This window comes from Enterobacter asburiae (assembly GCF_007035645.1).
Taxonomy (GTDB): domain Bacteria; phylum Pseudomonadota; class Gammaproteobacteria; order Enterobacterales; family Enterobacteriaceae; genus Enterobacter; species Enterobacter asburiae_B.
In genome coordinates, this window is record NZ_AP019632.1 from 1,517,852 (window position 1) to 1,539,200 (window position 21,349).

The following is a 21,349-nucleotide window of genomic DNA, read 5'->3' on the forward strand; positions in this document are numbered from 1 at the left end:
ATAGTAACGTAATCACAGGAAAGTGATGATGAATAAAATTTTGGTAAGCGCGTGCCTTATGGGCTTTAAGGTTCGTTATAACGGAAGTGAAAAAGCGCGAATGAACGAGCTGCTCGCTCGCTGGCAGCAGGAACAACGTCTGGTTATCCACTGCCCTGAACTTGCGGCCGGGATGCCTGTACCTCGTCCTCCGGCAGAGATTATGTCCGCTGATGGCAAAGACGTAATGCACGGGCAAGCCAGAATTACTGAAAATACAGGGCAGGATGTGACTGAGCAGTATCAGCTTGCAGCCTGGCTCGCGCTACGCGCTGCTCAGGAGTCGGGGTGTAGCGCAGCGCTATTAACCGATGGCAGCCCCACGTGCGGCAGTCAGTTTATTTATGACGGATCTTTTCGCGGGATCCATAAAGCGGGGAGGGGTGTGGCTGCATCGTTGTTCGCAGAGCATGGGATAGCCGTATTCTCTGAGGGGCAAATCGACGAGCTTATTGCCTGGGTTGAGGAGAGAGAAGGCAAAAAATAAGCCCGCGTAAGGGAGATTACGCAGGCTAAGGAGGTGGTTCCTGGTACAGCTAGCATTTATGGGTTATGTTTTTCAGCGGGGGGATAATACCCGTATTGAACGAAGCGGTATGTGATCCGATTCTAAGAATTATCCCAGCGCGAAAAAATTTCCCTGATTAACTATTTGCCGTGTGGGTTTCGGGTGCTTTCACCGTTGAAGTTACGCATCAGCAGCGCAAACTTCAGCTCCACCTCTTCCGGAACCGGCAGCCATACGGTATGCCCGTCGCCCGGCGCCACGTCAATCGCCTCGCCTTTGCCGTTTTCCAGATGCTCCAGCGTAAAGTTCATGTTGCCCTGCGGGGTCATAAGCTCCAGGCTGTCGCCTTTGGTGAATTTGTTTTTCACCGCGACGGCCGCCAGCGCGCCTTTGCGCTCGCCGGTAAAGTCACCGACAAACTGCTGGCGCTCGGAAACGGAGTAGCCGTGCTCGTAGTTCTGGTAGTCATCGTGAGTATGACGACGCAGGAAGCCCTCGGTATAGCCGCGGTGCGCCAGGCCTTCCAGGGTTTCCAGCAGGCTGGTATCGAACGGTTTACCGGCCGCCGCATCGTCGATGGCTTTGCGGTACACCTGTGCGGTACGCGCGCAGTAGTAATAGGATTTGGTGCGGCCTTCGATCTTCAGGGAGTGCACGCCCATCTGCGTCAGACGCTCGACGTGGGCGATGGCGCGCAGATCTTTCGAGTTCATGATGTAGGTGCCGTGCTCGTCTTCAAAGGCGGTCATGTACTCGCCCGGACGTTTGGCTTCTTCAATCATAAACACGCTGTCGGTTGGCGCGCCGATGCCCAGCGTCGGCTCAACGTTGGTTACCGGAATAGGCTCGTGCTTGTGCACGATATTACCGACGTCATCCTCTTTGCCTTCCTGGACGTTATATTCCCAGCGGCAGGCGTTGGTGCAGGTGCCCTGATTCGGGTCGCGCTTGTTGATATAGCCGGAGAGCAGGCAGCGGCCGGAGTAGGCCATGCACAGCGCGCCGTGAACGAAGATTTCGATTTCCATATCCGGCACCTGGGTGCGGATCTCTTCGATCTCTTCCAGCGAAAGCTCGCGGGACAGGATGACGCGGGTCAGCCCCATCTGCTTCCAGAATTTCACCGTTGCCCAGTTGACGGCGTTAGCCTGTACGGAGAGGTGAATATCCATCTCCGGGAAGTTCTCCCGAACCAGCATGATTAAACCCGGGTCCGACATGATCAGCGCGTCCGGCCCCATATCCACCACCGGCTTCAGGTCACGGATGAACGTTTTCAGCTTGGCGTTGTGCGGCGCGATGTTCACGACCACGTAGAATTTTTTGCCCAGGGCATGCGCTTCGTTGATGCCGAGCTGCAGGTTCTCGTGGTTGAATTCGTTGTTGCGCACGCGCAGCGAGTAGCGCGGCTGGCCCGCATAAACGGCGTCGGCACCATAGGCGAAAGCGTAACGCATATTTTGCAGCGTTCCCGCCGGGGAAAGGAGTTCCGGTTTAAACATGTTTGTTCTCGTTCTGATGACAGGTCAGATCCGCGTGCACCAGGTGCAGCGGTAAGGGGAGATCCCCCACTTTAAGGGCGGGCATTGTAGCGCTGCGGGGCAGGGAGGTAAAGATTGAATTATTATTTATTTTAGCCGTAAAGTTAATTACGGCTAAATTTGCATTGTTATTTATTTTTTTCTGATGTAATTTTTATTTTGAGTTGCTGCTGTAGGTATTTTAGATGCCATCTCATTTCTCTGGCTTCAAGTTCTGATACTTTATTTCCTTCGATAACACTTAGCACAATTGAATATAGTGTGTAAAGGTCTCTCACTTCTGCATTAATTTGTTCCAGAGGATGTATTTCAAATTCGTAAAGTATCAGGTTAAGATAATCAAGGGTTGAATTCTTGTTTCGATGATGATTGTTTTGTGTTCTGTGAAAAGAGATCATGGAACGAATCATTCTTGCTATATAAATCCAGTCTCTAATAAATGAATTGGTTGCAGTGCTTTCATTATTAAGATAAAGTGGTGGTATTCTTTCGGAAAGAATAATAGCTATATTATCCTCAGAAAATTTCTCTTGGATCTTAGCATTTATTTCCGATTGCTCACTCTCTCGATTATCAATATATCTAAAGTCAACCAATATTTGAGCATCTTTATCAACATTAAAATAGTGATGTAAAAAAGGATGGGTGGTTAATTCTTCCATCATTCTTATACGCTTATGGTAATGGTCACCGTGACGCTTATTTACTATTTCTATGATTATAATTTCTTTTTTGTCTTTGCTAATTGCAACTAAATCAAATAGAAAATTTTTATATGAAGGTGTTCTTGGTAAGTCTTCATAAACAATATACTCTTTTAAAGTATATTCTGTTTTAATTAATTCAACCTGGTAATGGTAATAATCATAGTAGTTTACCATAGCTTGCCTCCATTGCATTTATATTTTTCAAGTTTAATTAAGGTCATATATTCTGCAGGTGAGTTGTTTTCTCTTATTTCTAATATTTTAGCAATTGAGGGAGCTAGGGATAATGGAACGACAAGGGATTTCCCAGGCTCCTTCACGAATCGCTCAGCAATAATGCGCGTTATTTGCCTGTCATTCTCCATGACTACCGGAGCCAGGGCATCAATGGTAAATTTAAGTCCATTGTCTACGTCTGAATAAGAGTTGTTATGTGGGAAATAAAATATTTTAAAAGTTGTCTTATACTTAACCTGCATGCCAGTATATTCTGCGCTTGCAGAATTAAAAACTTTCGATTGCCAGATTGCCTTCAAAGATTTAGGGCCTTTCCTGTTAACCGTGGCTGGTCGGCCAAAGACGATCATTTCCAAAAGATTATCTGCCATGATATTTCCTTAAAGAAAAAAATAGAACCAGACTTCTTTTCTGTATTGTTTAAAAATATGTGACTGTACTATACATAGCTGTAAATCATCGTTAATCACATTATCCTGCACGCATCCGCTTCCCAGCGATACCCCACGCCGTACACCGCGCGGATAAACGACTGCTCGGTGTCCAGCGCCTCCAGCTTGCGGCGCAGGTTTTTGATGTGGCTGTCGATGGTGCGGTCGGTCACGACGCGGTAATCGTCATACAGGTGGTTCAGCAGCTGTTCGCGGGAGAACACTTTTCCCGGCTCGTGGGAGAGGGTTTTCAGCAGGCGGAACTCCGCAGGCGTCAGGTCCAGCAGCTTGCTGCGCCAGCTCGCCTGGAAGCGGCTTTCGTCGACAATCAGCGGGCTTTCGGCATCGAGCACCTGAAGCTCGCGCTGCGGCCTGCAGCGGCGCAGAATGGTTTTCACGCGGGCGACCACTTCACGCGGGCTGTAGGGCTTGCAGATGTAATCGTCCGCGCCAATTTCGAGCCCCAGCAGGCGGTCAATCTCTTCAATTTTGGCGGTGACCATGACGATCGGCACGTCGGAGAAGCGACGAATTTCCCGGCACAGGGTCAGTCCGTCAACGCCCGGCAGCATTAAATCCAGCAGGATCAGATCCGGCGGGGTCTGACGCACGTATGGCAGCACCTGGTCGCCGTGGCTGATCAGCGACGGGGCGTAGCTGGCCGCGCGTAAATAGTCGATCAGCAGCTGCCCAAGCTTGGGCTCGTCTTCCACAATCAAAATGCGCGGCGTGTTTTCGTCAATTGGTAACTCGGTCATACTTCTCTCGATAAATCCCGTTCCAGAGGTAACTCTACTGTAATGCTAACCCCGCCAAAAGGCGAATGGGCGGCGCGGATCGTGCCATTATGCGCCTCGACGATGTTAACGCAAATCGCCAGCCCCAGTCCGGAACCGCCGCTGGCGCGGTTACGGGAGCCTTCGGTACGGTAGAAACGTTCAAACAGTTTTTCCAGCTGCGCGTCCTGCACGCCGGGGGCTGAGTCCGCGAAGGTGAGGGCAAAGCGCCCGTTTTCCTGCCTGCCGGAGATATGCAGCCCGCCGCCGCTGTCGGTGTAGCGCAGGCTGTTTTCCAGCAGGTTATTGAACAGCTGCATCAGCCGGTCTTTGTCGCCGAATACCACCGCGCTGTCCGGCAGGGAGAGATCGATTTTCAGGTTGCGGCTGGCAAACCGCTCGCGGAAGGCGCCGCTGATCACTTCCAGAATGTTAATCACGTCCACCGGCGCTTTCTGGTAGGCCAGCGCGCCTTCGTCGGACATGGAGAGCTGGTGGAGATCGTCCACCAGCTTGGTGAGCGTGCCCACCTCCGCCTGCAGAGAGGCCACCGATTCAGGCGTAAACTGGCGCACGCCGTCCTGGATGGCCTCCAGCTCGCCGCGCAGCACCGCCAGAGGGGTGCGCAGCTCGTGAGAAATATCGGCCATAAAGTCGCGGCGCATCTGCTGGTTCTTCTCCAGCGTGCTGGCGAGCTGGTTAAAATCCTGCGCCAGCTTGCCCAGTTCGTCCTGGCTGCGGGTATCGACGCGGGTGGTAAAATCCCCGGCGGCCAGCTTGTGCGTGCCTTCCACCAGTCTTTTCACCGGGGCGAGCAGACCGCGCGCCAGCGGGAAGGTGGCGAGCGCGGCGAGCAGGGTGGAGAGGGCGACAATCAGCCAGCTTGTCCGGCGCTGCTGGCGGTCAAAGTTGATGTCGGTATTGCGCGTCAGGCGCTCCACCGGAGAGGCGATAACCCAGCCGACCGTCGCATTGTTGACTTTAATCGCACGACGGGTGCCGTCCGGCGGGATCGGCGCACGCGGACCCACCAGCGTGCGCATGTCCTGGTCAATCACCCAGAACTGGGTGCGCCAGCCGTGCGGCGGCATGCCCGGCCCCGGGCGATCGTCACCGGTATCGTGCTCCAGCGAGCGCAGGATCTGGAAAATAAAGCGGTCGTTATTGCGCAGAAAACGCCAGTTGCCGTGCTGGGCGTACTGTTCACTCAGCGCATCGCTTAAGCCCTGTAAACGCTGTTCATTGCCATGTTTGATGTAATCAATAAAACCGCGCTCAAAGCTGATCCGCACCGCCCAGTGCATGGTGATCAGCAGGACGATACAGGTGGCAAATATCGCCACGAAGAGCTTGCCGGTAATGCCCGGACGCCAGAATTTCATGAGCCACTCCTTTTGCCGCGCCTAATCACGACGTTCTTGCTGGTATCATCCGGCACTCTGGCGAAGATGAAAGCGGGCAGGGCGATGATGACCGCCATGCTTAAATAGGTATACAAAAAGACCTGATGCGCCACCGGCGTGTCGACGCTGAGGTGGTGCTGGCCGTACATGCCGAGCAGTAATCCGGCGATTGTGACCCCGACGCTCATTGAGAGTTGCATGATCATCGACAGCAGGCTGTTGCCGCTGCTCGCCAGATCGTCCGGCAGGTCCTTCAGCGTCAGGGTATTCATCGACGAGAAGCGCATGGAGTTGACGATCCCCTGGCAGAACAGCACCAGCGGCAGAACGTAGTACCAGCCCATCAGCGCCACGGCCATAAACAGCAGGCTGACCAGCGCCAGCCCCAGCGTGGCGGTTACCAGCACGTGACGGTAGCCAAAGCGGTTCACCACCTGCACCACGATGCGCTTCATTCCCATGCTGCCGAGCACCATCGGGATCATCATCAGGCCCGCGTGGAACGGCGAAAATCCCATTCCGATTTGCAGGAAAACGGGCGTCATAAACGGCAGCATGCCGCTGCCGACGCGCCCGGCGAAGCTGCCAAACAGGCCAAGGCGATAGGTGGGGTTTTTAAACAAGCTCAGGCTGAACAGCGCCTTATCGTTACCTCTGGCATGCCGCAGATACCACAGAATGGCGGTGATGCCGATAACGACCAGCATCCCCAGCGTCAGGGGCGAAATGCCGAGCCCCTTTTGCCCGTCGAGCGCCAGGGTCAGCGTGGCCATGCCCGCCGCCAGCATGATAAAGCCGAAGAAATCAAAGCGCCGCGTCTGCATTTTGTAGTTCGGCATCAGCGTCATGGTGGCGATGGCGCCGATGATGCCAACCGGGAGGTTGATTAAGAAGATCCAGTGCCAGGAGGCGTACTCCACCAGAATGCCGCCGAGCGCCGGGCCCAGCAGCGGCCCCACCTGACCGGGCAACGTCACAAAGGTCATCGCCGCCATGTACTGCTCGCGCGGCACGATCTTCATAACCGTTAGCCGCCCGACGGGCACCATCATCGCCCCGCCGACGCCCTGCAGCACGCGCGCCATCACCAGCTGGTCGAGGGTGCTGGCCTGGGCGCAAAACAGCGAGCCGGTGGTAAACAGCACGATGGCGGTAAAGAAGATATTGCGCACGCCCACTTTGTCCGCCAGCCAGCCGCTGGCTGGCAGCATGACGGCCACCGTCAGCACGTAGGAGACAATCACCATATGCATATGCAGCGGGCTCTCTCCCAGGCTTTTCGCCATGGAGGGGAGGGCGGTGTTGACGATGGTCGTATCCAGCGACTGCATAAAGAAGCCGAAAGCGACTATCCATAATTGCCAGCGAACGCTGCTGGGAAGCTCAGTCATTTACCCGGTCACCGTGGTTCTGTTTTTACGCGAAAAGCGCAGCCGCAGGCGGTCGAAGAACAGATAGACCACCGGCGTGGTGTACAGCGTCAGCAGCTGGCTCATGACCAGGCCGCCGACAATGGTGATCCCCAGCGGCTGGCGCAGCTCTGAGCCGTCTCCGCCCGAGATAACCAGCGGCAGTGCGCCAAACAGCGCCGCCAGGGTGGTCATCATGATCGGACGAAAACGCAGCAGGCAGGCCTGGAAGATGGCCTCTTCCGGCGACAGATTGCCGTTGCGCTGGGCGTCCAGGGCGAAATCCACCATCATGATCGCGTTTTTCTTCACGATGCCGATCAACAGCATGATCCCGATGAGCGCGATCAGGCTGAACGGCGCGCCGAACAGCTCCAGCGCCAGCAGCGCCCCCACGCCCGCCGACGGCAGCGTCGAGAGAATGGTCAGCGGGTGAACGTAGCTCTCGTACAGCACGCCCAGCACAATATAGACCGTGGCGATGGCGGCCAGAATCAAAATCACCTGCGAGTTCATCGTCTCCTGGAACACCTGCGCGGTGCCGGCAAAGCTGCCGCGCACGGTGGACGGCACGCCAAGCTGCGTCATCGCGCGGTTGATTGCGTCGCTGGCTTCTGAAAGCGACGAACCGGCGGGCAGGTTAAAGGAGATGGTCGACGCCGCCGACAGCCCCTGATGGTTCACCGACAGCGGCGCGTTGGCAGGCTGCCAGCTGGCAAAGTAGGAGAGCGGAATCGCCTTGCCGTCGTTGTTAATCACAAACATTTTGTCCAGGGCGCTGATGTCCTGGGTGTAGCGCGGGTCAACCTCCATCACCACCTTATACTGGTTCATCGGCTGGTAGATGGTGGAGATCTCGCGCTGGCCGAAGGCGTTGTTCAGCAGGCTGTTGGCGGCTTCAACGTTAATGCCCAGACGCGACATGGTTTCGCGGTCGTAGGTCAGGGCCATCTCGGCGCCGTTGTCCTGCTGATCGGAGTTGACGTCCGCCAGCTCCGGCAGGGCGGCCAGCGCCTTGCGGATCTTCGGCTCCCACTCGCGCAGGGCGGCTAAATCGTCCGAGAGCAACGTGTACTGATAGCTGGCGTTCGCCTGACGGCCGCCGACGCGGATATCCTGAACGGCCATCAAAAACAGGTTTGCCCCCGGCTCTTTGGCGAGCTTCACCCGCAGGCGGTCAATCACCTGCTGGGCGGTTTCGTTGCGCTCGCCGCGCGGTTTCAGGGTAATAAACATCATCCCGCTGTTAACGCGTGACCCGCCGGTAAAGCCGGTGACGTTATCCACGGCTTTGTCTTCCCGAATGATCTTCATAAAGTCCTGCAGCTTGCCGCGCATCGCCTGGAACGAAATGCTCTGGTCCGCCTGAATCCCCCCCATCAGCACGCCGGTGTCCTGCTCCGGGAAGAAGGTTTTCGGGATGGTGATGTACATCCAGACGTTCAGCCCAATGGTGGCGATAAGCACCAGGCCGACCAGCCGGGTATGGTTCAGCACCCACTTCAGCGATTTGCCGTAGCCTTCCTGCATCGCCATCAGGAGGCGACCAAAGCCTTTGCGGCGCGGCTGCGAATGGGGCTTGCTGCGCTTGAGCATCCAGCCGCACATCATTGGCGTCAGCGTAAGGGAGATAACCAGCGAAATCCCGATGGCGACGGAGAGGGTGACGGCGAACTCGCGCAGCAGCCGGCCCGGCAGCCCGCCCATCAGCAGCAGCGGCAGGAATACCGCCACCAGCGACAGGCTCATGGAGAGCACCGTAAAGCCCACCTCGCGCGTGCCCTGCAGCGCGGCCTGCAGCGGCTTCACGCCCGCTTCCAGGTGGCGGGAAATGTTTTCCAGCACCACGATGGCGTCATCCACCACGAAGCCCGTCGCTATCGTCAGGGCCATCAGCGACAGGTTGTTGAGGCTAAACCCGCACAGGTACATGGCGGCAAAGGTACCGATCAGCGAGACCGGCACGGCCACCGCCGGGATAAGCGTCGCGCGACCGGATCGCAGGAACAGGAAGACCACCAGGATCACCAGCGCGACGGAGATAATCAGCGTTTGCTCCACCTCTTCAAGCGAGGCGCGAATGGTCGGGGAGCGATCCTGGGCAATTTGCAGATCGATTGCTGCCGGGATGGTCTCCTGCAGGTCCGGAAGACGGGCGCGAATGCTGTTCACCGTCTCAATAATGTTCGCTTCCGGCAGCTTGCGGATCATCAGCAGAATGGCCGGTTTCGCGTTGGTCATCCCGGCGTTGCGCACGTCCTGCACCGAGTCGGTGACGCTGGCGACGTCGCTCAAGCGCACCGCCGCGCCGTTGTTGTAGTGAATAATGAGCGGCTGATATTCCGCGGCGGTCTTCAGCTCGTCGTTGGTGTGGATCTGCCAGCGGTGGCTGCCGTCCTCAATCGCCCCTTGCGGCTTGCGGACGTTGGCCGTGCTGATGGCGGAGCGCACGTCATCCAGCGACACGCCCTGGTTGAACAGCGCCTGCGGGTTTAGGCCTACGCGCACGGCGGGCAGGGAGCTCCCGCCGACGCTCACGTCACCGACGCCGTTAATTTGTGAGATGGTCTGCGCCAGCTGGGTAGACGCAAAGTCGTAAAGCTGCCCCTGCGAGTACGTATCGGAGGTCAGCGTCAGGATCATGATCGGCGCATCGGACGGGTTGGCCTTGCGGTAGGTTGGGCGGCTCGGCATCCCGCTCGGCAGCAGGCTTTGTGCGGCGTTGATGGCCGCCTGCACGTCGCGCGCCGCACCGTTAATATCCCGGTCGAAGCTGAACTCCAGAATGATGCGCGTGCTGCCCAGCGAGCTGCTGGAGGTCATCTCGTTGACCCCCGCAATCCGCCCGAGCGAGCGCTCCAGCGGCGTGGCAACCGACGAGGCCATGGTCTCCGGTGACGCGCCCGGCAGCGAGGCGCTGACCATGATCACCGGGAAATCCACCTGCGGCAGAGGCGCTACCGGCAGCAGCCGGAAGCCCAGCACGCCGCAGAGGGTAATGGCGAGCGAGATTAAAATCGTCGCCACCGGGCGATAAATGAAGAGGGCGAAAAACTTCACTTATGCCTCCTCTTCACGTTTCGGGAAGCGGCTTTTGGTCCACAGCGCCAGGCGGTCAAACAGCAGGTAGATAACCGGCGTAGTGAAGAGCGTGAGCACCTGGCTTACCAGCAGACCGCCGACCATGCCGATACCCAGCGGACGGCGCAGCTCCGCGCCAACGCCGGTGCTGAGCATCAGCGGCAGCGCGCCCAGCAGGGCGGCCAGCGTCGTCATCAGGATTGGACGAAAACGCAGCAGACAGGCCTGGAAGATGGCGTCGCGCGGCGACATGCCCTGCTCGCGCTCGGCGGCCAGGGCGAAGTCGATCATCATGATGGCGTTTTTCTTCACGATCCCGATAAGCAGGATAATGCCGATGATGGCAATGACGTCCAGCTCGCTGCCCGCCAGCATCAGTGCCAGCAGCGCCCCCACGCCCGCCGTCGGCAGGGTAGAGAGGATGGTGATCGGGTGGATAAAGCTTTCGTACAGCACGCCGAGCACGATGTACATCGCCACGACCGCCGCGACGATAAGCCAGATGGTGTTACCCAGCGCGGCCTGAAACGCCAGCGTGCTGCCCTGGAACTGGGTCTGAATATCGGACGGGAAGCTGAGCTCTTTTTCAGCAGCCTGAATGGCCTCCACCGCTTCGCCGAGAGAATAATTGTCCGGCACGTTGAAGGAGATGGTGGTGGACGGGAACTGATCCAGATGGTTAATCGACAGCGGGGTATAGCGTTCTTCCACCGTGGCGATAGCGCTCAGCGGCACAATGCCGCCGTCTTTGCTGGTCAGGCGCACCGAGTCCAGCCCCGCCAGTCCCGGCGTGTTCTCAGTGTTGTGCTCCAGCACCACGCGATACTGGTTCGCCTGGGTGTAGATGGTGGAGATCAGGCGCTGACCGAAGGCGTTGTACAGGGCGTTGTCCACATCCGACATGGTAATGCCCAGGCGGCTGGCGGTATCGCGGTTGACGTTCACGTATGCCGCCAGCCCTTTGTCCTGCCAGTCGCTGCTGACGTCGGCGAGCTGCGGCAGGGTGTTAAGCTTATTCACCAGCTGCGGCACCCAGGTGCTGAGCGCGTCCAGCGAGGTGGCCTGCAGCGTGAACTGGTACTGCGTGCGGCTGACCTGGGTATCAATGGTCAAATCCTGAATCGGCTGCAGGTAAAGCTCAACGCCCGGCACGCGCGCGACGGCGTTTTGCAGACGCTCAATGACGGCGTTGACGCGATCGTCGCGTTCATCCAGCGGCTTGAGGTTGATCTGCAGACGCGCGCTGTTGAGCGACGGGTTGGTGCCGTCGACGCCCACGTAGGAGGTCAGGCTCTCGACCGCCGGATCCTTCATGATGATTTCAGACACCTGCTGCTGGCGCTGGGCCATACTGGCGAAGGAGACCGACTGCGGAGCCTGCAGCGTGCCCTGAATAATGCCGTTGTCCTGAATCGGGAAGAAGCCTTTCGGAATGAAAATCCACAGCATCACGCTGAGCGCCAGGGTTCCCAGCGCCACGCCGAGCGTGGCCCACGGATGGTTCAGAACTTTCGCCAGCACGCGGCCGTAGGCGGCAATAATCTGCTCGAACATCCGCTCGGAGGCGCGCGAGAAGCGGTTTTGCTTGCGCAGGGACTCGTGGCTCAGCATGCGGGCGCACATCATCGGCGTCAGGGTCAGCGACACCACGGCGGAGATCAAAATGGCGACCGCCAGCGTCACGGCAAACTCGCGGAACAGACGCCCGACGATATCGCCCATAAACAGCAGCGGGATCAGCACCGCAATCAGCGAGAAGGTCAGCGAGATAATGGTAAAGCCGATTTCGCCCGCGCCCTTCAGCGCGGCCGCCAGCGGCTTTTCGCCTTTCTCGATATAGCGCGAAATGTTCTCGATAACGACGATGGCGTCATCCACCACGAACCCGGTGGCGATGGTGAGCGCCATCAGCGTCAGGTTGTTAATCGAAAAATCGAGGAACACCATCACCGCAAAGGTCCCGACCAGCGAGAGCGGCACGGCGACGGCGGGAATAATGGTTGCCGGAACGTTACGCAGGAACAGATAGATGATCATGACGACCAGCGCAATCGCCAGCATCAGCTCAAACTGGGTGTCGGTGACCGACGCGCGAATGTTGGTGGTACGGTCGGAAAGCACCTTCACGCTGACCGATTTCGGCAGGCTTTCGATCAGCTGCGGCAGCATGGTGCGGATGCTGTCGGCGGTTTCGATGATGTTGGCGCCCGGCTGGCGCTGCACGTTCATCACGATCGCCTGCTGCCTGTTGGCCCAGGCGCCGAGCCAGCTGTTTTCGGCACCTTGCTCCACGGTCGCCACGTCGCCCAGACGCACCGGAGCGCCGTTCTGGTAAGCAATAATCAGCTGACGGTATTCATCGGCGGACTGCATCTGATCGTTGGCAGAGAGCGTCACGGCGCGGGTAGGGCCGTCCAGCGAGCCTTTTGCCGAGTTAACGTTGGCGCTGCTGATGGCGGTGCGGATGGTTTCGCTGGTCAGGCCCAGCGCGGCAATCGCCTGCGCGTTCAGCTTCACGCGCACGGCGGGGCGCTGGCCGCCCGCCAGCGTGACGAGGCCGACGCCGGAGACCTGTGAAATTTTCTGCGCCACGCGCGTTTCGACCATATCCTCTACCTGGGTCATCGGCATGGCGGAGGAGGTGACGGCAAGCGTCATGATCGGCGGATCGGCCGGGTTCACCTTGCTGTAGACCGGCGGGTTAGGCAGGTCCGAAGGCAGCAGGTTGGTGGCGGCGTTGATGGCGGCCTGTACCTCCTGCTCGGCGACGTCCAGCGACAGCGTCAGCTGGAACTGCAGCGTCACGACGGATGCCCCGCCGGAACTCTGGGAGGACATCTGTTTTAGCCCAGACATCTGCCCAAACTGGCGCTCCAGCGGGGCGGTAATGGCGGACGTCACCACGTCCGGGCTGGCTCCGGGATAGAGAGTGACAACCTGAATCGTTGGGTAATCCACCTCCGGTAGCGCCGACACGGGCAGGAAGCGATAGCCGATAATCCCGGCGAGCAGGATCGCCACCATCAGCAGCGTGGTGGCGACAGGACGGAGGATAAACAGGCGTGACGGCCCGCCTGTAGAGCCTGGGGGCATAACCTGCATCAGGATTTCTCTCCCTGTTTCGCAGGTTCAACCACTTCCACTTTAGCCCCTTCGGTCAGACGGTCAATGCCGTCGGTGACCACGCGGTCGCCTGCGGAAAGGCCTGCGGCGATGACCACCGTCTGGCTGTCCTGGATACCGGTTTTCACCAGGTGCTTGCTGACCTTATTGTCGCTGTTAAGTACCCAGACGAAGTTACCTTCGTTACCCATCTGCAGGGCAGCCGTTGGGATCACCACCGCGTTCTCTTCGGTGGCGACCAGCATGCGCGCGTTGACGAACTGGTTCGGGAAGAGGGCATCGTCCTGGTTGTTAAAGCGCGCCTTCAGCTTGATGGTGCCGGTGGTGGTGTCGATCTGATTATCCAGGCTGAGCAGGGAGCCTTCGCTCAGCTTCTGCTTGTTGCTGCGGTCCCAGGCTTCAACCACCAGCCCTTTACCGGCTTTTTGCGCCTGCACCACGGTCGCAATGTCGCTTTCCGGCAGGGTAAAGACTAAATCAATCGGGTGGGTCTGGGTGATCACCACGATGCCCGTGGTGTCGCCGCTGGAGATCTGGTTGCCGATATCGACCTGCTTCAGGCCCACGCGCCCGTCAATCGGCGCGGTGATGCGGCTCCAGTCCAGCTGCAGCTGTGCGCTGGCCACGGCGGCCTCGTCGGCTTTGATGGTACCCTGCGTTTCGCTGACCAGCGACTGCTGGGTGTCCAGCTCCTGACGAGACACGAGGTTGGTTTTCACCAGCTGCTGGTAGCGGGCCAAATCGCGGCGAGCGTTGGCGAGGGTGGCTTTGTCCTTCGCGAGCTGCCCCTGCGCCTGGGCGAGGGCGACCTTAAACTGGCTCGGGTCGATTTCCGCCAGCAGATCGCCAGCTTTGACCTGCTGACCTTCCTGGAAGTGAATGGCCATCAGCTGACCGTCGACGCGGCTGCGCACCGTCACGGTGTTGGCGGCGGTAATGGTCCCAAGGCCCGTTAGATAGCGAGGAACGGCTTTATTCACTGCCGTCGCCGCCTGTACCGGCGCCAGCGCGCCGCCGCGCATGCCTTGACGCCCTCCGCCTGCCGGGCGCTGTGCCTGACTATTGGCACCGGCGGGGGCTGCGGTGTTCGCGGATTGACTGTGCCAGTACCAGGCGGCGGCAAGGACCACCACAATGATGCCAGCGGCGATTGCCCAGCGGGATTTGTTACTGCCTTTCATCGTTGTACGTTCTCATCCTGAAGACTTCGGGGAATGATACTAGTTTAGTCAGCTAACACAGCGGAAAAATGGAGGAAATATGGAAGACTGTCAGGAATGGTCTGAATGGAGGTAAACGCAAAACGGCAACATCCGTTGCCGTTTTTGGTGTTTTCTCCCTCTCCCTGTGGGAGAGGGCACCAGACCGCACCGCGACAACGCTAGCTAAACATCACCTGCGCCCAGCGCGCCAGACCAGCGGTAACGGAGCCAAAGTCATCGCCACCGGCAATCGGAATGCCCGGCAGCTGTTCCGCCAGTGCTTTCTTGATCAGCGGCGAACGGGCGCTACCCCCGGTCAGGTAGATAACGTCCGGCTTCTCTTTACCGTTCTCCAGCGCCAGCTGCACCTGCTCCAGAATACGCTGTAGCGGCTGCGCGAGGGCCGTCTCCAGCCCGTCCTGCGAAATCGCGGTGGCCAGATTGTCGCTGATAAACGGCAAGGAGACCGCATGCTCGGTACGATCGGAAAGGGCAATTTTGCTCTCTTCGGCAGTACGCACCACGCGGTAGCTCAGGCGCTGACGCCACACTTTATACAGCAGGGCAACTTTTTCGGCGTCCTGCGCGTCGCGCACCAGATCGTTCAGGAAGCGGCCGTTCGCGGTGCTGTAAAAATCACTCTGCGCAGGCACATCGTTGATGGCAATCGCGTTCCACCACGGCAGGATCGGCAGGGCGATGCCTTTTTCCGTCTGACCGCCCATGCCGAGCAGCGGCATCAGGCTCTTGAATGCCAGCGCGATATCGAGATCGTTACCGCCTACGCGGCAGCCGCTGTGCCCGAGCAGGCTATTTTCACGATCGCGACGGTTATGCCACTGCGGCCCCATCAGCAGCAGCGAGCAGTCCGTGGTGCCCCCGCCGATATCCACGACTAATACGCGCTTCTCTTCCGTCAGCGTGGCTTCAAAATCCAGCCCCGCTGCAACCGGCTCGTACTGGAACACCACGTCGCGGAAGCCTGCCCGGTGCGCCGCGCGTTCAAGGATCCCCTGCGCCTGCTGGTTAGCCTCATCGCCGCCCAGCCCCTGGAAGTTGATCGGGCGGCCAATGACCGCCTGGGTAATCGCATCGGAGACCTGCGTCTGCGCCTGAGTGCGAATATGCAGCATCATCGCGCACACCAGGTCTTCGAACATCGCCACCTGCTGCGGCTTCAGGCCGCTGGCGCCGAGGAAGGATTTTGGCGACTTAACGAAGTAAACTTCTTCAGGATCTTCAATATAGTGCCCGAGCGAAGAGAGGCCGAACTGCACGCTGGAGGGCGTAACGTCGATGTCTTCCTCGCGGTTAAAGCTGACCGCCCGGCGCAGCAGCGCCTGGGTCTCCGCCGCCGTGGCCGGAACCTGATGGTGGCGGAACAGCCATTCGCTTACCGCTTCACGCGTCGGCGCGCAGAGCATTGACGGCAGCAGCGTGCTCTCTTTTTCCATTTTCAGAAGCTGTGGCTGCCCGTCTTGCATAACCGCAACCGAGCAGTTTGCCGTACCGTAGTCGAATCCAATAAACACGATTAATCCCCATGCCAGTGAGAAGGGGCGAGACTTTAACGAAATGTCCGCATGGCGACAACAGGAATATGAAAGCAAGGCGAAACAGGACCTTTCCGTTTATGCTGTGGAGAACCCAAAAGGAGAGACGATGTACACCCTGAACTGGCAACCCCCTTACGACTGGCAGTGGATGTTTGGCTTTCTCGGCGCGCGTGCGGTGACGGGCATTGAAACCGTCACCCACGACTACTACGAGCGCAGTTTTGCCTGCGAAGGGCATCAGGGGATATTTCGCGTGACGCCGGATATCGCTACCCATACGCTGAACGTGACGCTCAGTCCGGGGTTAATCCCGGTTGCGCAGACGTGCCTTGAACGCATCGAACGCCTGTTCGATCTCGCGTGCAACCCGCAGCACATCGCGGATACGCTGGGCGATCTCGGTGCTGCCCGGCCGGGCTTGCGTTTGCCGGGGGCGATGGACGCGTACGAGCAGGGCGTCCGGGCGATCCTCGGGCAGCTGGTGAGCGTGGCGATGGCGGCGAAACTGACGTCGCGCGTGGTGGCGCTGTGCGGCGAGCCGATCGCGGAGTGTCCGGGCTATCTCTGCTTCCCCACCCCGGACGCGCTGGCGGCAGCGGACCCGCTGGCGCTGAAAGCGTTGGGCATGCCGGTAAAACGCGCGGAGTCGTTAATTCATCTGGCGCAGTCGGTCATTGACGGGACGTTTCCGCTTTTCCCACCCGAGAATATTGAGGCCGGGATGAAGGCGCTACAGCAGCGGCCGGGAATAGGGCGCTGGACGGCAAACTACCTGGCCCTGCGCGGCTGGCAGGCGAAAGATGTCTTTCTGCCTGATGATTATCTGATTAAGCAACGCTTTGCCGGGATGACGCCCGCGCAGATTCGGCGTTATGCCGAACGCTGGCAGCCGTGGCGCTCTTACGCGCTGCTGCACATCTGGTATACCGACGGCTGGACGCCGTCAGTTGATGGCGAAATAGCTGGTGTTGAGCAGTAGATCCAGCGGCTGCGGCTCGGCGATGGTGTCGCCATAGATAAAATCAATGCCGATGCCGGAGAGCGTATCCATCATGATGGGCTGATTGCACGGACCCGCGATGGTTTTCATCCCCAGACGCTGGGCGTGGCCCTGAACAATGGTCACCATCATCTCATCCATCAGGTTGCCATACACGTTGCTTACCACCTCTGCGTCCAGCATCAGATAGTCGGCCATATTGGCGGTCAGGTGGGTGAAGACGTTCATGTCGCGGCCCACCTGGCTGAAGATCACGCGGCAGCCCGCCTGGCGAAGCTTTTGCAGACTCCGCTGCAGGTTTTTATCCGGGCTGCACACCACGTCGGCAGGGATAACCAGATGCAGCAGACGACCCGGCATAGGGCTTTTATCCAGCAGGTCGAGAAGCTCATCGACCAGCGTTACGCTGGCTAAACCGGCCTCAGAAAGCGGCAGCGCCACCCCCATGCCTTTACTGGCGACCTGTGCGGCAGAGGCGCGGAAAAACTCATTAAAAATACGTCTGTCGAGGGCGTGCAAAAGCTCAGGCTCGGCCAGACCCGAGCGGAAGGCATGCTCTTCCTGGACTTCGCCCTGGCTGGTCCACAGGCGTAACGACAGCAGCCAGAAATTACTGCTTTCCGGGATACGCGGGGAAGCGACGCTGCGGGCGATCATCATCAGGTGATTGTCTTTAATCATGTGCCACTGTTCATCAAGCGACATCATGCTGCGCGTGTTGTGATCCCGCTCCTGCTGGGGTTCGTAAACCGTCACCATGCCGCGCCCGCTGTTTTTCGAGGCATAACAGGCTATATCGGCCTGCGACATCACCTCCGACGCCTGATGGTTATTTTCATCAATCAGCGTGATGCCTGCGCTGGCGCCGATCCGGTGCAGGCGGCCTTCCCACATAAAGTGATAGTCATTAATCGTGTGGATCAGGCGCCCGGCGATATAGCGCGCGCTTTCAATATTGCAGTCCGGCAGCAGTAACCCGAACTCATCTCCGCCCAGTCGCGCCAGCACGTCGCTGGAGCGGAGCATGGTCAACATCAGGGAGGAGAGCTCCCGCAGCAGGGCATCCCCCGCCGCATGGCCTGCCGTATCGTTGACGGCTTTGAAGCGATCGAGATCGATAAAGACCAGAGCATGACGCTGGCGCGTTTCGCGAACGGTCTGCAGGAGCCGTTTAAGATGATTTTCGAAGCTGACCCGGTTTGCCAGATGGGTCAGGGCATCGTGGGAGGCGCTGTAGCTCAGCTGACGCAGCATTTTGCGCGACTCGGTCACGTCCTGAATCACGATAACCGAGCCAATATTCTGCCCGTCCAGCGTGCTGAGCGGCGTAATGCTGTAGTGAATATCAAAATTCCCGCCGGTCCGGCAGTTCAGCACCACGTCCTGATCGATATCGGAACGGGACATATCGCCGCTGTGAATATTCTCCATCAGCGGCCCTTTTTCACCAAAGGTGATGTGCAACACCTTGAGGATCGGCTGGCCGATAGCCTCGGTCTGCAGCCAGCCGCTCATTTTCTCGGCTACCGGGTTCATGAAGGTGACGTTCATGTTGATATCGGTGCACAGCACCGCTTCACCGATAGAATCGAGGGTGATGTGCAGACGCTCTTTTTCCTGGAAGAGGGCCTCGTTGAGCTGCTTCACCTCGGTCATGTCCATGTTGATCCCGAGCAGCCGTTCGACTTCACCCTGCTTATTGAGCACCCGGTTCGCCAGGGAGCGAATGTGGCGCACGCCTTCCTTCACGCGGATGCGGAATTCCAGCTTAAACGGCAGACGGGAAATCAGCGAGTCCCGCAGCACCTGCTCAGCGTGGGCACGATCTTCCGGCAGCATCGTGTCATGCCAGAGCTGCCAGGTAGGCTTGATGTGCGGCGGGATTTCATACAGCTCAAACATCCGCTTGTCCCAGCTGATAATGTCTGGCTCCAGATCCCACTCCCAGATGCCGATGCCGCCCGCTTCGTTAGCCAGCGTAATGCGCTCCATCAGGCGTTTGTTGACCCACTCGGTCTGCTTTAGATCGTTAATGTCTTCAATCTGGGCGATAAAATAGAGCGGCGAGCCGTCGGCATGGCGCACGACGGAGACGGCAAGGAGCGCCCAGACCACTTCCCCGTCGCGAGTGTAATAGCGCTTCTCAAGGGTATAGGTATTGATGTCGCCGTTGACCAGCTGTTCGAGCTGTTCCAGGTCGGTGTGCAGATCTTCCGGCCAGGTAAGCTGCTGGAAGGTCAGCGACTGGAGCTCCGTCTGGCTGTAACCGAGGAAATTGCACAGCGCCTTGTTAGCCTGCAGCCATTTGCCCTCAATGCTGACCAGCGCCATACCGATGGCGGAATACTCCATCGCATTGCGGAAACGCTCCTCGCTTTCGGTGATGTGTTTGCGCTCAGCGCGGAAGGCGTACATCACCATGGTCATCACGTTGGCAGGCAGGAGCAGCATCAGGAACGGCAGCCAGGGGGCGTTCAGCATCGCCCCGACGTGCTGGGTTGTCAGCGCCACAGGATTTCGGGCAATCATCAGCGACACAACCATCACGGTAACCAGAAACACCAGGAACGCTTCCATTCGCGGCAAGCGCACGGCGCTCCACATAAGCAAAACGATAACGCAGGTGAAAGGCCACGGCAGCCAGGTGATGGCTGCCCAGCTGAGGGCCAGCGTTACGGCCAGCGTGGTCAGGGTTTCCAGCAGCAGTCTCGGGTCACGGTGGCGCAGCAGATAATGCGGTTTAAACAACAGCCCCAACGGTACCACCGCCAGCGCGCCGATGGCTTCGGACAGCACCCAGACGAAGAAATTACGCAGGGGTTCAGGGCCGGGAGCCAGCAGGGATACCAGCAAGCCGCCCACCAGCGGCGGGATCACCGCGCTGCCGATGGCCACGCGGATCCAGTCATTCAGATTCTGCAGCGGGTTGTACCACGGGAGCAATTTGCGCAGCAATAGCGCGCCGGTAAAGGCTTCAACCACGTTAATCGAGGTGTAGGTGAGGCTTATCGATCCCCACGAAAAGAGCATCCAGGTGGCCAGAATATTGCCGAACGAACAGGCCAGGGCGATTCCCGGCCACATTTTTCCTGCATGGCGATAAAACGCCACCATCATAATGGCGGTAGGGAACCAGAGCGGGGCCAGCAGGGTGCCGAACCGGGTAAGCTCCAGGGAAAATAAGGTAAAGATAAAGGTGACCAGGCCCAGACAGACAAGTCGTATTAAAGGATGTGGGGTGGTAACCAAAACCCGCTGGTATTGTTTATTCATTACCGCTTTATCCAGAGACGCCATGCCGTCAGGGAAGATGTCCGAACGCGTGAATTTGATAATTTGGTTTATGCTAGTACAAACAATTTACAATTCATATGGTGACCGCTCAGAATTTGACACCACAGACTTATTAAATAGAGGCTCCGTGAAAAAAAACGGTTAAACGCTGAAAAAACGTTCATTTAAATTTCACTCAGGGAATAAGACGTCACTTTTCGGCCAGTCTCGCAGAACCTGTGCTTTCGACTGGTATCACGCCCGCGAAATCCCTATAATTGCCGCGTTTGACGCTCCGGCGTCGTCCTTCCTTAACATCCAGGTTAATCAGGTCGCTAAATTTATGACTGATAAGTCTCATCAATGCGTCATTATAGGCATCGCCGGCGCATCGGCTTCAGGTAAAAGTCTAATTGCCAGTACGCTTTATCGCGAACTGCGTGAACAAGTAGGTGATGAGCATATCGGCGTCATTCCCGAAGACAGCTATTACAAAGATCAATCCCATCTGTCGATGGAAGAGCGCGTCAAAACCAACTATGACCACCCAAATGCAATGGATCACAGCTTGCTGTTCCAGCATTTAGAAGCGCTTAAGAGCGGCCAGGCGATTGAACTGCCCGTTTACAGTTACGTAGAACACACCCGCACCCGGGAAACCATCCGCATCGAGCCGAAAAAGGTCATTATCCTTGAAGGCATCCTGTTGCTGACCGACGCCCGCCTGCGTGAATCCATGAACTTCTCGATTTTCGTCGATACCCCGCTGGATATCTGCCTGATGCGCCGCATCAAGCGTGACGTGAATGAACGCGGCCGTTCGATGGACTCCGTCATGGCGCAATATCAGAAAACGGTCCGCCCGATGTTCCTGCAGTTTATTGAGCCATCCAAACAATACGCCGATATCATCGTGCCGCGCGGGGGTAAAAACCGCATTGCTATTGATATCTTAAAAGCGAAAATCAGCCAGTTTTTTGAATAACCCGCGTGAATTGTGTACCGTTCAGAGATAACCTGGTTTTACCCTGAGCGCTTACCGCCTCAGGGTACGATGCATGAA

14 protein-coding genes are annotated in these 21,349 nt (G+C 58.0%); 3 read left to right on the top strand and 11 right to left on the bottom strand.

Features of this window, described 5'->3' with window-relative positions; translation table 11 throughout:
- Positions 1-25: 25 nt before the first annotated feature.
- Positions 26-526 (top strand): 2-thiouracil desulfurase family protein, encoded by a 501-nt coding sequence (locus tag FOY96_RS07215; protein ID WP_112778153.1) that lies wholly within the window; start codon positions 26-28, stop codon positions 524-526.
- Between the two features lie 161 nt (positions 527-687).
- Here the strand turns inward: FOY96_RS07215 and trhP are convergent, their stop codons facing one another.
- The 10 genes from trhP to yegD all read right to left on the bottom strand — a co-directional run bounded on the left by trhP (position 688) and on the right by yegD (position 15,989).
- Positions 688-2,049, bottom strand: coding sequence for a prephenate-dependent tRNA uridine(34) hydroxylase TrhP (gene trhP / locus FOY96_RS07220; RefSeq protein WP_023312421.1), 1,362 nt, complete (start codon positions 2,047-2,049; stop codon positions 688-690).
- Positions 2,050-2,216: 167 nt separating this feature from the next.
- Positions 2,217-2,969: a hypothetical protein gene (locus FOY96_RS07225; protein ID WP_143346752.1), complete on the bottom strand. Its 753-nt coding sequence runs from the start codon at positions 2,967-2,969 to the stop codon at positions 2,217-2,219.
- Positions 2,963-3,403, bottom strand: a complete 441-nt coding sequence (locus FOY96_RS07230; RefSeq protein WP_096179264.1) for a RusA family crossover junction endodeoxyribonuclease — start codon at positions 3,401-3,403, stop codon at positions 2,963-2,965. The genes FOY96_RS07225 and FOY96_RS07230 overlap by 7 nt, the downstream gene beginning before the upstream one ends.
- A 95-nt stretch (positions 3,404-3,498) precedes the next feature.
- Positions 3,499-4,221 (bottom strand): envelope stress response regulator BaeR, encoded by a 723-nt coding sequence (gene baeR, locus FOY96_RS07235; RefSeq protein ID WP_143346753.1) that lies wholly within the window; start codon positions 4,219-4,221, stop codon positions 3,499-3,501.
- On the bottom strand, positions 4,218-5,621 hold the full coding sequence (gene baeS / locus FOY96_RS07240) for an envelope stress sensor histidine kinase BaeS (protein WP_023312417.1): 1,404 nt from the start codon (positions 5,619-5,621) through the stop codon (positions 4,218-4,220). The genes baeR and baeS overlap by 4 nt, the downstream gene beginning before the upstream one ends.
- On the bottom strand, positions 5,618-7,033 hold the full coding sequence (locus FOY96_RS07245) for an MFS transporter (protein ID WP_143346754.1): 1,416 nt from the start codon (positions 7,031-7,033) through the stop codon (positions 5,618-5,620). The genes baeS and FOY96_RS07245 overlap by 4 nt, the downstream gene beginning before the upstream one ends.
- Complete coding sequence (mdtC, locus tag FOY96_RS07250; protein WP_143346755.1) at positions 7,034-10,111, bottom strand: multidrug efflux RND transporter permease subunit MdtC; 3,078 nt, start codon at positions 10,109-10,111, stop codon at positions 7,034-7,036.
- Entirely contained in the window at positions 10,112-13,234 is a 3,123-nt protein-coding gene (locus FOY96_RS07255) for an MdtB/MuxB family multidrug efflux RND transporter permease subunit (protein WP_143346756.1), read from the bottom strand.
- Complete coding sequence (locus tag FOY96_RS07260; RefSeq protein WP_143346757.1) at positions 13,234-14,436, bottom strand: MdtA/MuxA family multidrug efflux RND transporter periplasmic adaptor subunit; 1,203 nt, start codon at positions 14,434-14,436, stop codon at positions 13,234-13,236. Before FOY96_RS07260 ends, FOY96_RS07255 begins: the two co-directional genes overlap by 1 nt.
- A gap of 200 nt (positions 14,437-14,636) precedes the next feature.
- Entirely contained in the window at positions 14,637-15,989 is a 1,353-nt protein-coding gene (gene yegD, locus FOY96_RS07265; RefSeq protein WP_087823004.1) for a molecular chaperone, read from the bottom strand.
- 130 nt (positions 15,990-16,119) lie between these two features.
- Between yegD and alkA the strand changes: the two genes are divergently transcribed.
- Positions 16,120-16,992, top strand: coding sequence for a DNA-3-methyladenine glycosylase 2 (alkA, locus tag FOY96_RS07270; protein ID WP_143346758.1), 873 nt, complete (start codon positions 16,120-16,122; stop codon positions 16,990-16,992).
- Here alkA and FOY96_RS07275 read toward each other — a convergent pair.
- Positions 16,957-20,286: a diguanylate cyclase gene (locus FOY96_RS07275; protein WP_143346759.1), complete on the bottom strand. Its 3,330-nt coding sequence runs from the start codon at positions 20,284-20,286 to the stop codon at positions 16,957-16,959. The two genes, alkA and FOY96_RS07275, sit on opposite strands and share 36 nt — an antisense overlap.
- A 343-nt stretch (positions 20,287-20,629) precedes the next feature.
- Between FOY96_RS07275 and udk the strand changes: the two genes are divergently transcribed.
- Positions 20,630-21,271, top strand: a complete 642-nt coding sequence (gene udk / locus FOY96_RS07280; protein ID WP_033145985.1) for a uridine kinase — start codon at positions 20,630-20,632, stop codon at positions 21,269-21,271.
- The last annotated feature ends 78 nt before the right edge of the window (positions 21,272-21,349 follow it).

Excerpts from the sequence above, each read along its gene's own strand:
- FOY96_RS07215 (WP_112778153.1), top strand. The coding sequence starts at position 26 with ATGATGAATAAAATTTTGGTAAGCGCGTGCCTTATGGGCTTTAAGGTT.
- trhP (WP_023312421.1), bottom strand. The coding sequence starts at position 2,049 with ATGTTTAAACCGGAACTCCTTTCCCCGGCGGGAACGCTGCAAAATATG.
- FOY96_RS07225 (WP_143346752.1), bottom strand. The coding sequence starts at position 2,969 with ATGGTAAACTACTATGATTATTACCATTACCAGGTTGAATTAATTAAA.
- FOY96_RS07230 (WP_096179264.1), bottom strand. The coding sequence starts at position 3,403 with ATGGCAGATAATCTTTTGGAAATGATCGTCTTTGGCCGACCAGCCACG.
- baeR (WP_143346753.1), bottom strand. The coding sequence starts at position 4,221 with ATGACCGAGTTACCAATTGACGAAAACACGCCGCGCATTTTGATTGTG.
- baeS (WP_023312417.1), bottom strand. The coding sequence starts at position 5,621 with ATGAAATTCTGGCGTCCGGGCATTACCGGCAAGCTCTTCGTGGCGATA.
- FOY96_RS07245 (WP_143346754.1), bottom strand. The coding sequence starts at position 7,033 with ATGACTGAGCTTCCCAGCAGCGTTCGCTGGCAATTATGGATAGTCGCT.
- FOY96_RS07255 (WP_143346756.1), bottom strand. The coding sequence starts at position 13,234 with ATGCAGGTTATGCCCCCAGGCTCTACAGGCGGGCCGTCACGCCTGTTT.
- FOY96_RS07260 (WP_143346757.1), bottom strand. The coding sequence starts at position 14,436 with ATGAAAGGCAGTAACAAATCCCGCTGGGCAATCGCCGCTGGCATCATT.
- alkA (WP_143346758.1), top strand. The coding sequence starts at position 16,120 with ATGTACACCCTGAACTGGCAACCCCCTTACGACTGGCAGTGGATGTTT.
- FOY96_RS07275 (WP_143346759.1), bottom strand. The coding sequence starts at position 20,286 with ATGAATAAACAATACCAGCGGGTTTTGGTTACCACCCCACATCCTTTA.
- udk (WP_033145985.1), top strand. The coding sequence starts at position 20,630 with ATGACTGATAAGTCTCATCAATGCGTCATTATAGGCATCGCCGGCGCA.